We start from the raw sequence: 13013 nt of genomic DNA, 5'->3' as shown, positions 1-13013 counted from the left end.
AAAGTGGCGCAGAACACGCGATCCAGGTCACACCTGGCATTCGTTTCACCTGTCCGGATTCACATGTCTGCGGGAGGCCCCCATGTTCAACCTGTCCGTGCTCCTTGAGGACGGCGCCCGTTCCGCGCCCGAGAAGGAGTGCCTGGTCTTCGGTGACACCCGGCTCAACTACGCGATCACCGACATGATCGCCAACCAGGTGGCCAACCTCCTGGTCTCCAGGGGCGTACGTCCGGGCGACCGTGTCGCGCTGGCCAGCCCCAACCTGCCGTACTTCCCGTTCGTGTACTTCGGCGCGCTCAAGGCGGGGGCCGTGGTCGTCCCGCTGAACGTCCTGCTCACCCCGCGCGAGATCGCCTACCACCTGGAGGACTCGGGCGCCAGGGCGCTCTTCGCCTTCACCGGAACCCCCGACCTCCCGCTCGGGCAGCGTTCCTTTGAGGCGTTCGGCCAGGTGGACGGCTGCGAGATCTTCGTGGACATGCCGGCCACCGCGGGGGCCACCGAGTCCGCCATCGAGGGCGTCGAGACGATCTGGGCGGCCCTGGCCGGACAGCCCGGCACCTTCGAGACCGTGCAGTCCGGGGCCGACGACACGGCCGTCATCATCTACACGAGCGGCACCACCGGCAAGCCCAAGGGCGCCGAGCTGAGCCACAACAACCTGATGATGAACGCGGTGGTCGCCTCCAACCTCGTCAACGCGCACCCCGACGGCCGCGACGTGTCCCTGACCGTCCTCCCCCTGTTCCACATCTTCGGGCAGACGGTGATGCTCAACGCGTCGCTGTACCGCCACGGCACCATGGTCCTCATGCCCCGCTTCGACGGGAACCAGGCACTGGAGCTCATGCAGAAGGAGGGCGTCACCGGGTTCGCCGGCGTGCCCACCATGTACTGGGGTCTGCTCAACGCCGCCCAGCAGGCGGAGCCCGGCAAGTACGACCTGGAGGCCATCGCCCGCAACGTGGTCGACGCCGTCTCCGGTGGTTCGGCCCTGCCCGGCCAGCTCGCCGAGGACTTCACCAAGCTCTTCGGGGTGGGGATCAAGGAGGGCTACGGCCTGTCCGAGACCTCCCCGGTGGCCACCTTCAACAACCCCGCCACCGGCGCCAAGACGGGTTCCATCGGCCGCCCGGTGTGGGGTGTGGAGATGAAGCTGATCGACCCCGAGTGGAACGAGGTCGTCAGGGAGGGCGACAAGGAGCCGGTCGGCGAGATCGCGGTCCGCGGGCACCTGGTCATGAAGGGGTACCACGACCGACCCGAGGTGAACGCCGAGGTCATCAGAGACGGCTGGTTCCGCACGGGCGACATCGCCCGCCGTGACGACGACGGCTTCTACTTCATCATCGACCGGTCCAAGGACATGATCATCCGTGGCGGCTTCAACGTGTACCCCCGTGAGGTCGAGGAGGTCCTGATGACCCACTCGGCGATCAGCCTCGCCGCGGTCGTGGGCGTCCCGCACGAGTCGTACGGCGAGGAGGTCAAGGCGTTCGTGATCCTCAAGGAGGGCGCGGAGGTCTCCGCCGAGGACCTGACCGCGTTCGCCCGCGAGAGGCTGGCCGCGTACAAGTACCCGCGCCAGATCGAGTTCCGCTCGGAGCTGCCGATGACCTCCACCGGCAAGATCCTCAAACGCGAACTGCGCGACGCCGGGTGAGTGTCGGGGTGGGGGAGGCCGGGCGTCCGGTCTCCCCCACCGCCTCTCGGCCACGGGACGAGAGGCCCCCGTCAGGCGTGCGGAGTCCAGTGGGCGACCAACCGGCCCACCCCGTGTTCCAAGTTCCTCCACGAACCCGAGAAGGTCAGCACCGCGATCGAGGAGGTCGGGAACCCGGACCGGTTCATCCGGGGCAGCAGGTCGCCCTCGGCCTCCCCCGCCAGCGCGTCGGCCAGGCCGTGCACGCCGGGGTTGTGGCCGACCACGACCAGGTCCGCGACCTCGCGGCTACCCCTTGACGGCTCCCTGGACGAGCCCGGAGACCATCCAGCGCTGTACGAGGACGAAGAACACCATCACCGGGATGGTGATGATCGTGGAGGCCGCCATGACGTGGCCCCAGTCGTTGGCGTACTGCCCGAAGAACTGGCGCAGACCCACGGCCACCGTGTAGTTCGAGCTCTGCGTCATGAAGGTGAACGCCAGCACGAACTCGTTCCAGGCGACGATGAAGGAGAAGATCGCCGTGGCCACCAGGCCGGGGGCCACCAGAGGGAACAGCACCTTCCAGAACATCTGGGGCCAGGTGGCGCCGTCGATGTAGGCGGCCTCCTCGACCTCCTTGGGGACCGCCGCGACGAAGCCGCGCATCATCCAGACCGCCAGGGGCAGTGACAGCGCCACGTAGACGATGCTCAGTCCGATCACCGTGTTGAGCATCTGGAGGTCGCGCACCTGGATGAACAGTGGGATGACCAGAGCCTCCAGGGGCACCATCTGCACGATGAGGATCATCACGAGCACGGCGGTACGGAACCGGAAGCGGAAGCGCGCCACCGCCACGGCCGCGAGCATCGACAGCACGCACGCGAAGGCGACGGTGATTCCGGCGACGGTCAGCGAGTTGCGCAGGAAGGTGCCGAAGTTGCCCTCGGTCATGACGTAGACGAAGTTGTCGAGCGTGAACGAGGTGGGCAGCAGCGCCCCGGTCCCGGAGGTCGAGCTGTCCGAGAACGCGCTCATCAGCATGAAGTACACGGGGAACAGGGTGAAGAACAGCAGCACGCTCACCCCGGCGGCCTTACCGACCACGCGCCAGAGGCGAAGCGCTCCGCCCCGGCGCCTGGAGGCCCGTACCCGCGCCTCCCACTCACCGGAGGGCGTGTCAGCGGTGTGCGTGTCCATCGGACCTCCTCGTGGGGGCGGGGTGCTGACGGCGTGCGGTGAGGGTCATCTGATCTCGTCCTCCCGGAACAGCGCGCGCAGGTAGACGACCGTGATCCCCAGCAGGAGCAGCGTGAGCAGGGCCGCGATGGCCGAGCCCATGCCGAAGTCGTTCTGTCCGAAGGAGCGCACGTACGCCCACACGCCCAGGTTGAGCATCTGGGAGCCGCCGACGTCGCCGCCGGGCATCAGGTAGATCTGCGCGAACACCTTGAAGTCCCAGATGGTGGAGAGCACCGTCACCACGGCGAACACCGGGCGCAGCGTCGGGAACGTGACGTGCCAGAAGCGCTTCCACGCACCGGCTCCGTCGATCCGGGCCGCCTCGTGCAGTTCCTTGGGGACCGTGAGCAGTCCGGCCAGGACCGTGACGGCGACGAACGGGAAGCCGCTGTGCACGATGTTGAGCGTCACGATCGCGTAGAACCAGAAGCGGTCGGCGAACCAGTTGTATCCGGAGGGCTCGATCAGGCCCAGGGATTTCAGTGCCTGCGCCACGACCCCCTGGTCCACGTCGAAGATCCAGATCCACACGTAGGTGCCGCTGACGGCGGGCATGGCCCAGGCCACCATCACACAGGAGACCACGATGACCCGTGTGAGGGGCTTCAGGTTGGCCAGCAGCAGGGCGACGAGCGTTCCCAGGACCACCGTCGTGACCACGGCGACCACTGCGAACACGACCGTGTTGACCAGGACGACGCGCCACAGGTACGGGTCGGTGAGCAGCGTGACGAAGTTGCCCAGGCCGACGAAGTCCGACTCCCCCGAGACCAGGTTGCGCAGCTTGAAGTCCCGGAAGGACAGCCACACGATCCGGCCGATGGGGAACAGCAACAGGACGCCGATGACCCCGAGCGGGGGTACCAGGAGCGCCCAGGGCAGGAGGGCGCGCCGCCCCCGCATTCCCAGGAGCGGCGCGCGTCGGCCGCCCCTGGGCGGCCGGACCGGTGTGGCGGGTGGCAACTAGTTTCCCTCGTTGAGGATGGTCTCGATGGACTCGGCGGCGCGGTCGGTGGCCTCCTCCACGGTCGCTTCACCGTTGAGGATGTCCTGCTGCATGCCGACGATGATCCCCTCGGCCTCGACCTGCGACCAGGCGGGGACGGCCGGGGTGCTCTTGCCCGCCTCCAGCAGCTGGACGGCGAACGGCTCGACCAGCGGGTCACCGGATTCGGCGTAGGCCTCGATCTCCGCGACGCCGGCCGGGAAGAAGCCGCTCTCCTCGCCCCAGCGGTCGAAGAACTCGCCCTGGGTGAGGAGGTCGACGTACTGCCAGCCGGCTTCCTCGTTTCCGGTGCCCTCGAACACCGACAGCAGGGAGCCTCCGGCGAAGGAGTCGGTGTACCCCTCCTCCTGGCCGGGCAGCACGAACGCGCCGAGCTTGCCCTCGAGGTCCGGGTTGGACTCGATGATGGCCTTCGGGTTGGAGCTGTTGGAGATGGCCATGATGGCGTCCTCGTCGGCGAGGGACTCCATGACGTCGATCTCGTTCCAGTTGACCGCGCCCGTGGTGGACAGGCCGTCCTCCAGGGAGAGGTTGGTGAAGAACTCGACCCCGGCGCGCCCCTCCGGGGAGTTGATGGTGGAGGTCCAGGTGCCGTCGTCCTCCTGGACCGCGACCTCACCGCCGCCGCCCCAGACCCACGGCATGACCGAGTACTGGGCCTGGCCGGGCACCGGGAAGCCGATCATGCCGTCCTCGGCCTCGGCGAGGTCGGTCGCGGTCTCGCGCAGTTCCTCCCAGGAGGTCGGCTCCTCGTGGCCGTGCTCCTCGAAGATGTCCTTGCGGTAGATGATCGAGCGGATCGACGCGTACCAGGGCACCCCGTAGGCGGCGTCGTCGATGACGCCCATCGAGTACATCTCCTCCTGGAACCGGGAGGGGTCGTCGATGTACCCGGAGAGGTCGTGCAGGGCGCCCGCGTCGGCGAACTCCGGGGTGAAGGTGGTGCCCAGTTCGACGACGTCGGGCACGGTCCCACCCGCGATGGCCGTGGAGATCTTGTTCTGGGCGTCGGCCCAGGGCACGAACTCGACCTGGACGTCGACCCCGGTCTGTTCGGTGTAGGCCTCGTTGACCGCGTCGAAGAAGGCGCTGGCGTCCGGGTTGGTGCCCTCCATGATCCACACCTGGAGGGCGTCGGTGGCTCCGCCGCCGCCACCACCGCCGCCACACGCTGTCGCCGCAAGCGCCAGGGTCAGTGTGGCTGCGGGGAGGGTGACGTACTTGTGTGCTCGTCTGCGGGCCATCGGCTCGCCTCCCGTTCCTTTCGAGGGTCCCGTGAGGGTTGGTAGGAAACCTACGTAAAGAAGGACGACTTGTGAAGTAAACCACTGCCACTTGTGTCTGACCTGTTAGGCGGGCGGTTCCGGACGGCGATCGCGAGCGGCCCGACGGGCGCGATCAGTCGCCCAGTCCGGTTACCTGGCGCAGGGTCGACACGAGTTCGGCGCGCTTGTAGACAGCCAGTCCGATGGCGGCGCAGAAGGCGGCGAGCATGTGCACGAACACCATGCGATCGCCCTGGGCGAGGCGCTCGGCCGTCTCCTCCTCGCCGATCGAGTGGGCCTCCCACGCGGTGGATACGGCGAACTCCAGCTCCGGCGGCAGCATCTCCGCGACCGTGCGGGCCACGGCCTCGCGCGAGTCGGCGGGCTTCCACACCACGCCGGTCTCCTGGACGCGGCGGCCGAGGAAGGCCGCGATCACCCTGAGCTCGGACTGGACGTCGTCGACGTCGTCCGCCGCCCTGGGGATGACCCGGTCCAGTTCCTCGCGGTTGTGGTCCACGTAGGCGCTGATCAGCGCGATCGCGGTCTCCCTGACGTGGTCCGGCAGGTCGTGCTCGGGTGTCGGGTCGCTGTGGGGCGCGTTGTCGTCGGAGGACACGGGGTGGGTCCCTTCAAGCTGCTGGGTCTGATGGCTCCATGATGCCGCCTCGGCGCCGTTCCGTTGCGCAGGCCGGGGCCGGGCGCGGGGGTGTCCGCGCAACGCGAACACCCCCGTCTGAGACGGCCGCGACGAAGCGTCCGTCGCGGTGCTGGTCGGCCGATCGGGCGGCCGTCCGTGGGCGTCAGTAGTCCGGGCGCAGCGGCAGGTGAGCGTCGGTGCCGTCCAGCTTCACTCCCAGGATCTGGTGGAGCTGCACCACGTCCCGCTCGAAGCCCAGCACACACCCGGCCATGTAGAGCCGCCACACTCGCGCGGTGCCCTCCCCGACCTCGGCGACGGCCTTCTCCCAGTCGCGTTCGAGGTTGGCGCCCCAGTGGCGCAGGGTCAGGGCGTAGTGCTCGCGCAGGTTCTCCTGGTGGCGTATCTCGAAGCCCGCGTCGTTCATGGCGGTCTGGATCTGGGCGGGGCCCTCCAGCTCTCCGTCGGGGAAGACATACCTGTTGATGACACCCTTGGTGTTCATGGGTTTGAGATTGTTTCGGGGACGGGTGATGCAGTGGTTGAGCAGTCGCCCCCCTGGCACCAGCTTGGCGTTGAGCGAGGCGAAGTAGGCGTCCAGGTTCCGGGACCCGATGTGCTCGGTCAGCCCGATGGAGCTGATCCGGTCGAAGCTGCCGTCCGGCACGTCCCGGTAGTCCATGTGGCGGATCTCGGCGAGCCCGGTCAGCCCCTCCTGGGCGATCCTCTTCGCACCCCACTCCGCCTGTTCCTTGGACAGGGTCACGCCGACCGCCCTGACCCCGTGCTCACGCGCGGCGTGGCGCACCATGCCACCCCATCCGCACCCCACGTCGAGCAGCCGCATGCCCTTCTCCAGGCCCAGCTTGCGCGAGACCAGGTCGTACTTGCGGAACTGGGCGCTCTCCAGGGCGCCGTCGAAGGAGCCCACCCGATCCGGGGCACCGTCCTCCTCGTCGAAGACCGCGCAGGTGTAGGTCATCGACGGACCGAGGACCATCTCGTAGAACTCGTTGGAGACGTCGTAGTGGTGGTGGATCACCTCGGCGTCGCGCTGCTTGGAGTGCCGCATCCCCCGCCCCAGCAGGGTTCCCTGACGCATCTCCTGGGGCGGCGGCGCCACCCGGTTCACGAACTTGACCCAGCCCACCGAACCCACGATGGCGAGGAGGTCGCGGGCGGACACGTTGACACCCTCGGCGAAGGTGAAGTCCGCCATGTGTCTGAGCGCCGTGTACAGGTCGCCCTCCAGCTCCAGGTGGCCGGAGACGTAGGCGCGGGTCAGGCCCAGGGCGTTGGGCGACTGGGCCAGGTAGTTGACGGCCACCGGGGTCCGTACGTTCACCGCGACCTCACTGTCGGGGTCCCCCGCGGAGCTGCCGTCATAGGCGGTGAACCGAATGGGCGCGTCGGGTCCGACGACACGCTCGAAGATCTCTGCAAGCCGCATGCTCATGTCCTTTTTCCCTCCCGTACGCGGCCCCTGCCCACAGGTCGCCGCCCGGCGGTGCTGTCGACTGCTCGGCGAATGGGTGACTCAGCCGTTGCGTACGCACTTGGCGTACAGGTCAAGGAGCCGACCCTGGGGGTCGTAGGTCTCCTTGAGGCCCGCGTAGTCGGCGCCGTTGTAGAGCGCCCAGAAGTCGTCCTCCGAGTAGAAGGAGTCCGAGTACAGGGACTTGTGGCCGCCCAACCGGGTGACCTCCTCCTCGACCCTGCGGTTGTGGTGGCCGCGGCGCTGGCCGGGTTCGGTGTCGACCAGACCCCAGAACCCGAAGTTCACGTAGAGGCGGTCGTTCTCCAGGGGGTAGAGCGGCCAGACGTGCTCGTCGTCGGCGAGCCCGGCGCGGCGGGGCTCGCGGAGCCGGAGCGGGCACAACCACATGGGGGTCATGCCGATCTCCGCGTGGTAGAAGTCCAGGAACTCCGCCCCGCGCTCCACTCCGACCTCGATGTCCTGGATGAGGGGTTCCTGTTGCGGGCGGCCCCGGTAGTGGTTCAGGAGCCGGGAGAAGTCGGTGCGCCGGTCCCAGGCCACCAGCCTGCGGTAGACGTCGGAGCGCTTGAGGGAGCGCGGCCAGAACGGTCGCACGAACCGGTTCTGGGTGCCGAAGGCCCGGGAGCACCAGAACCAGTCGGTGTCCCAGCGCCACAGGTAGTCGTGCACGGTGAGGTAGTCGCCGGGGCCCGTGGAGCCGTCCTCCGGGTCGGCGTAGCGCGGGATCGAGCGGTAGTAGACGTCGTTGCCCGTGTAGTCGCCGGTCCAGGGGGCGTGGTCGGTGAAGCGGGCCAACGTCAGGTACAGCTCGTCGGGGCCGAACACCACCCCGTCCACGAAGTCCACGGGCGACCCCTCGTGGGCCACGTCGGCGCAGATCCGGGCGAGGGCGTCCATGGCCGCCGCGGAGTCGTGGAACCGCAGGTGGCGCAGGTGCACGTAGGGGGACACGGGGTCGAGTTCCACGCGCAGGCGCAGGGCGTACCCGAGCGTGCCGTAGGAGTTGGGAAAGCCGTGGAACAGGTCGCTGTGCGCGTTGTCCCGGGTGGCGGTGACGACCTCCCCGGAGCCGGTGAGGATCTCCATCTCCTGGACCGACTCGTGCGGGAGCCCGTTGCGGAAGGAGGAGGACTCGATCCCGAGTCCGGTGACGGCCCCGCCCACGGTGATGGTGCGCAGCTGCGGCACGACCGTGGGCATGAGGCCGTGCGGAAGGGTGGCGGCGACCAGCTCCTCGTAGGTGGTCATGCCGCCGACGTCGGCCAGTCTCTCGACGGGGTCGATGGAGATAACCCCGGAGAAGGCCGAGACGTCCAGTGCGGGGGCGGAGGACTCCTCGCGGAACCGGAACAGGTTGGAGGTCGGTTTGGCCAGCCGCACCGGGGCGCCCTCGGGAAGGGCCCGGTAGTCGCTCCGCAGCCGCTGGACCGCGGCGATGTGTTCCGCCAGCCCCGTACCCGCCGACGGCCCCCGTTGGGACCGGGGGCCGGAGTTGGAGGTCGTACCGGGCTGTTTCGGAGTCATACCTGGTTCCCCTGACTGTTGACGGCGCACAGCTTGGGTCGGCCAGGACCGGTGGTGGCATGCCGCGGCAGGCCGATCCCCTCAGTTCTACCTAGCGGTATCGGTCCACGGCCACCCCATTTCGGTACGTGTCTTACCCACTCTCGGGCACGGACGAAGGGGGTGCCGAAGGCAGGGGAGGGCGCCCTGGCGGCATCGGACCCCCTCCACTCCGCCCTTACCTGCGGTGATATGAGCGTTACGGCGGGGGCCACATAGGATGCGGTTCCATGCGCATCGCTCTCGTTGACTCCGGTATCGGCATGTTGTCCACGGCCGCCGCCTTGCACGCCGCCCGGCCCGACGCGGACCTCGTCCTGTCCATGGACCCGGACCACATGCCGTGGGGCCCCCGTACCCCGGAACAGGTGATCGACCGGGCCCTGGCCGGTGCCCGCGCCGCCCTGGACGCGGCGGGCTCCCTGGACGCCGTGGTGGTGCCGTGCAACACGGCGTCGGTGCACGGGCTGAACCGGCTGCGCACGGAGCTTGAGCCGGACATTCCGGTGATCGGGACCGTCCCGGCCATCAAACCGGCGGCCGCCGCCGGCACGCCCATCGCGGTGTGGTCCACCGAGGCCACCACCAGCAGCGCCTATCAGAAGCGGCTCGTGGAGACCTTCGCCCGAGACGTGGCCGTGACCCAGGTCGCCTGCAAGGGCCTGGCGGAGGCCGTGGAGTCCGCCGACCCCTCCCTGGTCGGCGACGCGATCGCGTACGCGGCCTCCCTGACGCCACCGGAGGTCAGGGGTGTGGTGCTGGGCTGCACGCACTACGACCTGGTGGGCGAGGAGATCTCCAAGGCGCTGTCCGGCAGGGCCGAGCTGTTCACCGCGGACCGCGCCGTGGCCGCCCAGACCCTGCGCAGGATGGGTGTGACCGACGAGGCCGAGGAGGGGACGTCGGAGGCCGCCTCCGCGGACCGGCCGGGGCGAGTCACCGTCCTGGCAAGCGGTCGACCCGCGCAGCTCCCCCCGGCGGCCCTGACCTACCCGGCCGGCCGCTCACTCCTGCCCCACTGACCCCGGCACCAACATCGGCGCCGGGGTGGAGGGCTCAGCCTCCGACCCCGTACCTCACCGCCCCCGCGGCCTCCTGGGGCTCCCGGGCGGGTGGATGGTCCGGAACCTGCGGGTGGTCGTCGACCTGCGGGTGCGCGGGAGCGGGCCGGTGTTCACGCACCGGCGGGTACTCCGGGACCGACGGGCCCTCGACCGCCTGAGGGCGGCTCGGAGCCGCACGCTCCTCCCGCACCGCCGCGTGGTCCGGGAACAGCCGCGGGTCGCCGACCCCCGGGTGGTCCGGAACCGACCGGCGGCCACTCACCAGCGACTGTTCCGGAAGCGACCCGCGATCCGGGACCAACGCGCCCGCGGCCAGAGTGCGGACGAGGTCGCGCACCCCGGCGGTGTCGTTGTCGTGCAGCAGCGTCTCCAGCAGTGACAGGGCGGCGCGCTGGTCGCCCGGCTGCTCGCGGACGTGGCGCCACTGGGGTTCGGTGGCCACGTCGGACAGCATCAGGGTGCGGCCCACCTGCCCCAGCGCGCTCAGCAGCGCGGAGTCGTGCGGCCGCTCCATGAGCGCCACGTTCACCTGCTCCGCCTGCTGCTCGGGGTTGACCTCCTCGGCCTTCTGCGCGCGGAGGAAGTCCAGGATGCCCCCGGAGGGTGCCAGGGGAAGGATGGCCTCCATCCCCCGCACCATCGACCTCACCTCCATCAGGTCGCCGGTGATCTCCTCGGCGCCGCCGAGTTCCCGGATGAGGCGTTCGGCCCGCTGCGCGGAGCACTCGGCGACCCACCGCGCGCCGCGGCCGCTGGCCAACCGGGACGCGGACAGGGCGAGTTCGGCACCACGTCGGGGCGCCCCGACCCGCTCGAAGTATCGGGACCAGGTGGTCACGCGTACGCCCAGGCGCCAGTCGTTGCGGACACTCCCCTGGCAGACCAGGTTCTCCACCGCCTCCACCCACGCCGAACGCAGCTTGGGGTAGGTCTCGGCCTCCTCCACGGTGGGCAGGAGTCCGATGGCCTGGCGGGCGTCGCACAGCCCCAGGCGGGCCAGCCAGGACAGCAGACGGGCGCGCTCGAAGCGGATCATCCGCAGCAGCGCGGCGCGACGCGGGTTGACAGCGGAACCGTCCCCGCCTCTGCCGCCCAGGTCGAGCTCGGCCTCCATCCGGTCCAGGGCGTCCAGGGCGTCGGTGTGCTTGTCCTGGTGACGAAGAGCCCTGACCAGGGTGAAGACACCTTCAGCGCCGAGCACGGCCGGACCGGTGGCGGTGTGGTCGTAGCGACGCAGCTCCGCCTCGGCGCGGTCGGCCTGCCCCTCGTCGATGAGCAGGTGGACGCGGGCCAGGGTGAAGCCGGGCCAGGCCGGGGTGCCCTCCCAACCGGACAGGCGCCGGGCGGAGAGGAGTTCGCGGCGCTGGTCGGTGGTTCCCCTGGCGTCGATGTTGGCGTGGCAGCGGACCAGCGTCTCCAGGGCGGAGACCGGCAGCGGCCCGTACTGGTTCGGCGCGGGCTCGTCCTCGACCACGGCTTTGGCCTGGTCCAGGGCGCGACGCCCCTCCGCCAACGCCCCCACGCGCACGGCGAGCGGCCAGTGCGCCAGGAAGAACAGGGTCGGTGGACCGAACACCCCCGGGACCGAGGCCGGAACGGCCGTGGGCGCGGGGTTGTCGGACTTCGCGGCCTCGGCGACGAGGCGGCGGGCGGTGCGCATCGCCGACCTGGCCAGCGCCTCCACCTTGACCGCGTCGCCCGCCTCGCTGAGTACGGGCAGCTCTGTGACGGCTTCGGCGAGTTCGTCCTGCCCGGCGGCGCGGAGTTGGCGTCCGGTCTCCCCCACCCATGTCCACATCGTCATGGTGTCTCCCCCCTGTGCCATGTGCGACAGAACGTAGCAGCGTGGTGACAGAACTGTCTGGAGAACGCGCAAACCCGCTACTGCTCGGGCGCTCTGGCCCCTCTGCGGCTGGATCACGGCGGATAGACTCGGAGACGGCCAGCGAGCGGCTGGCTGAGGCGGCACGAGGGAGACATGAGCGCCGATGGGATGGCGAGACCGGTTCGGACTCCGCAAGGCCAATCGCAAGGGAAAGGCCCGTTTCGACCGCGCCTCCGAGGATTCGGACATCAAGGCGCTGATCGAGTTCGCCAAGAGCCGGGTGGGGGTGGAGTTCTTCGTGGAGCCCGAAACCTTCGCCACACGGGCCACAGCGGTCGCCGTGGCCACGGACGGGGAGTGGATCCGACGGCGCTGCGGGTCCCCCGAGGTACTCCGCAAGGTGGCGAGCAACCTGGCCAAGCCGGCGTACGACGTACAGATCGTGGGCTATCCCCAGCGCATGCGCGACTGGACCGAGCGGAACAAGCGCGGCCTGTCCATGGACGACTGATCCCCGACCGGTGCGGGCGGAGCATACCTCCCCAAGGTGAGACCGGCCACGTCCACACCCCCTCTGAGCACGTCCGAAACCCGTCACCCGGTCATTTTGGGCATTGATGACGAGTCCTTGCCGCGACTTCCTCGCCGAACGGGTTCCCTAACGACCTCCATCCGTCGCATACTCGCCTGGGAGGGGGGACTCTGATGAAGCAGGATCTCACTGCCTTGTGTTGCGAATGCGGCATGGTTCGCGAGGTGAGCGACCACCAGAGTGTCGGCGAGGCGCAGTCCGCGTACGGGCTGGCCCGCTGTGTGGTCTGGCGCAAGTGCCGCCCATGCGGCTACCGCACCTACCACGCCTACCTGCGAACCGACGAGGAACGCGACGAGCTGGAGGACGCCCTGCGGCTCGACGGCGCACTGGCCGCCGAGGCCCTCGACGAGGAGGTCGAGCAGCTCCGGCTGTGCGGCGTGGAGATCGGTCACGCCCCCGTGCCGGCGATCTGGGACGGCCAGTCCGTCGGCATGGTGACCCAGCGGCTCACCGACCACGCCTACTCGATCGTGCTCGACCCCGAGGCGTCGGTGGTGTCCCGGCTCAAGCTCATCGACATGATGTGGAACGAGCTTCTGGTGGGCGATCACGACGACCGGTGGCAGATCCAGGAGCCGGAGAACGACTCCCCCGGATACGCGGTCCGGCTCTTCGGCTACCGCACACGCGGCTGAACCGGCACGACGCCGCAACAACACGGGCA

Annotated in this window: 12 protein-coding genes; 4 read left to right on the top strand and 8 right to left on the bottom strand. The window is 69.4% G+C overall.

Annotation, left to right across the window (positions count from 1 at the left end):
* The first annotated feature begins 82 nt into the window (after positions 1–82).
* On the top strand, positions 83–1666 hold the full coding sequence (locus KBX21_RS04605) for a long-chain fatty acid--CoA ligase (protein WP_210841071.1): 1584 nt from the start codon (positions 83–85) through the stop codon (positions 1664–1666).
* Positions 1667–1737: 71 nt separating this feature from the next.
* Here the strand turns inward: KBX21_RS04605 and KBX21_RS04600 are convergent, their stop codons facing one another.
* The 7 genes from KBX21_RS04600 to KBX21_RS04570 all read right to left on the bottom strand — a co-directional run bounded on the left by KBX21_RS04600 (position 1738) and on the right by KBX21_RS04570 (position 8826).
* A complete protein-coding gene (locus KBX21_RS04600) occupies positions 1738–1932 on the bottom strand; it encodes a hypothetical protein (RefSeq protein WP_247665230.1) in 195 nt (64 codons plus the stop codon).
* A 22-nt stretch (positions 1933–1954) separates the two neighbouring features.
* Positions 1955–2851 carry a carbohydrate ABC transporter permease gene (locus KBX21_RS04595; RefSeq protein WP_049565799.1) on the bottom strand — a complete coding sequence of 299 codons (897 nt, stop codon included), beginning with the start codon at positions 2849–2851 and terminating at the stop codon, positions 1955–1957.
* A gap of 45 nt (positions 2852–2896) precedes the next feature.
* The gene (locus KBX21_RS04590) at positions 2897–3796 is read right to left on the bottom strand and encodes a carbohydrate ABC transporter permease (protein WP_049565803.1); all 900 of its coding nucleotides are present in this window, start codon (positions 3794–3796) and stop codon (positions 2897–2899) included.
* A 60-nt stretch (positions 3797–3856) separates the two neighbouring features.
* Entirely contained in the window at positions 3857–5143 is a 1287-nt protein-coding gene (locus tag KBX21_RS04585) for a sugar ABC transporter substrate-binding protein (RefSeq protein WP_049565808.1), read from the bottom strand.
* Positions 5144–5297: 154 nt separating this feature from the next.
* Positions 5298–5783, bottom strand: coding sequence for a hypothetical protein (locus KBX21_RS04580; protein WP_049565813.1), 486 nt, complete (start codon positions 5781–5783; stop codon positions 5298–5300).
* A 184-nt stretch (positions 5784–5967) separates the two neighbouring features.
* Positions 5968–7254, bottom strand: coding sequence for a cyclopropane-fatty-acyl-phospholipid synthase family protein (locus KBX21_RS04575; RefSeq protein WP_049566046.1), 1287 nt, complete (start codon positions 7252–7254; stop codon positions 5968–5970).
* Positions 7255–7341: 87 nt separating this feature from the next.
* Positions 7342–8826: an FAD-binding oxidoreductase gene (locus KBX21_RS04570; protein ID WP_049565816.1), complete on the bottom strand. Its 1485-nt coding sequence runs from the start codon at positions 8824–8826 to the stop codon at positions 7342–7344.
* Positions 8827–9095: 269 nt separating this feature from the next.
* Between KBX21_RS04570 and KBX21_RS04565 the strand changes: the two genes are divergently transcribed.
* Complete coding sequence (locus KBX21_RS04565) at positions 9096–9887, top strand: glutamate racemase (RefSeq protein WP_210841070.1); 792 nt, start codon at positions 9096–9098, stop codon at positions 9885–9887.
* Positions 9888–9921: 34 nt separating this feature from the next.
* Here KBX21_RS04565 and KBX21_RS04560 read toward each other — a convergent pair whose 3' ends face one another.
* A complete protein-coding gene (locus tag KBX21_RS04560) occupies positions 9922–11733 on the bottom strand; it encodes a hypothetical protein (protein WP_049565823.1) in 1812 nt (603 codons plus the stop codon).
* A gap of 184 nt (positions 11734–11917) precedes the next feature.
* On the opposite strand from KBX21_RS04560, the gene KBX21_RS04555 reads away from it, so the two are divergent.
* Both KBX21_RS04555 and KBX21_RS04550 read left to right on the top strand, forming a co-directional pair.
* Positions 11918–12265: a hypothetical protein gene (locus KBX21_RS04555; protein ID WP_017545249.1), complete on the top strand. Its 348-nt coding sequence runs from the start codon at positions 11918–11920 to the stop codon at positions 12263–12265.
* Positions 12266–12459: 194 nt separating this feature from the next.
* Positions 12460–12984 carry a DUF6315 family protein gene (locus KBX21_RS04550; RefSeq protein ID WP_049565828.1) on the top strand — a complete coding sequence of 175 codons (525 nt, stop codon included), beginning with the start codon at positions 12460–12462 and terminating at the stop codon, positions 12982–12984.
* Positions 12985–13013: the final 29 nt, after the last annotated feature.

The organism is Nocardiopsis sp. B62, from assembly GCF_018070675.1.
Lineage (GTDB): Bacteria > Actinomycetota > Actinomycetes > Streptosporangiales > Streptosporangiaceae > Nocardiopsis > Nocardiopsis prasina.
Note: the sequence above shows the minus strand (reverse complement) of the source record. Positions and strands in the feature narration are given on the sequence as shown.

Bases quoted from the DNA above. Each gene is read 5' to 3' on its own strand.
- KBX21_RS04585 (WP_049565808.1), bottom strand. From the start codon at position 5,143: ATGGCCCGCAGACGAGCACACAAGTACGTCACCCTCCCCGCAGCCACA.
- KBX21_RS04565 (WP_210841070.1), top strand. From the start codon at position 9,096: ATGCGCATCGCTCTCGTTGACTCCGGTATCGGCATGTTGTCCACGGCC.
- KBX21_RS04570 (WP_049565816.1), bottom strand. From the start codon at position 8,826: ATGACTCCGAAACAGCCCGGTACGACCTCCAACTCCGGCCCCCGGTCC.
- KBX21_RS04575 (WP_049566046.1), bottom strand. From the start codon at position 7,254: ATGCGGCTTGCAGAGATCTTCGAGCGTGTCGTCGGACCCGACGCGCCC.
- KBX21_RS04555 (WP_017545249.1), top strand. From the start codon at position 11,918: ATGGGATGGCGAGACCGGTTCGGACTCCGCAAGGCCAATCGCAAGGGA.
- KBX21_RS04560 (WP_049565823.1), bottom strand. From the start codon at position 11,733: ATGACGATGTGGACATGGGTGGGGGAGACCGGACGCCAACTCCGCGCC.
- KBX21_RS04550 (WP_049565828.1), top strand. From the start codon at position 12,460: ATGAAGCAGGATCTCACTGCCTTGTGTTGCGAATGCGGCATGGTTCGC.
- KBX21_RS04595 (WP_049565799.1), bottom strand. From the start codon at position 2,851: ATGGACACGCACACCGCTGACACGCCCTCCGGTGAGTGGGAGGCGCGG.
- KBX21_RS04605 (WP_210841071.1), top strand. From the start codon at position 83: ATGTTCAACCTGTCCGTGCTCCTTGAGGACGGCGCCCGTTCCGCGCCC.
- KBX21_RS04590 (WP_049565803.1), bottom strand. From the start codon at position 3,796: ATGCGGGGGCGGCGCGCCCTCCTGCCCTGGGCGCTCCTGGTACCCCCG.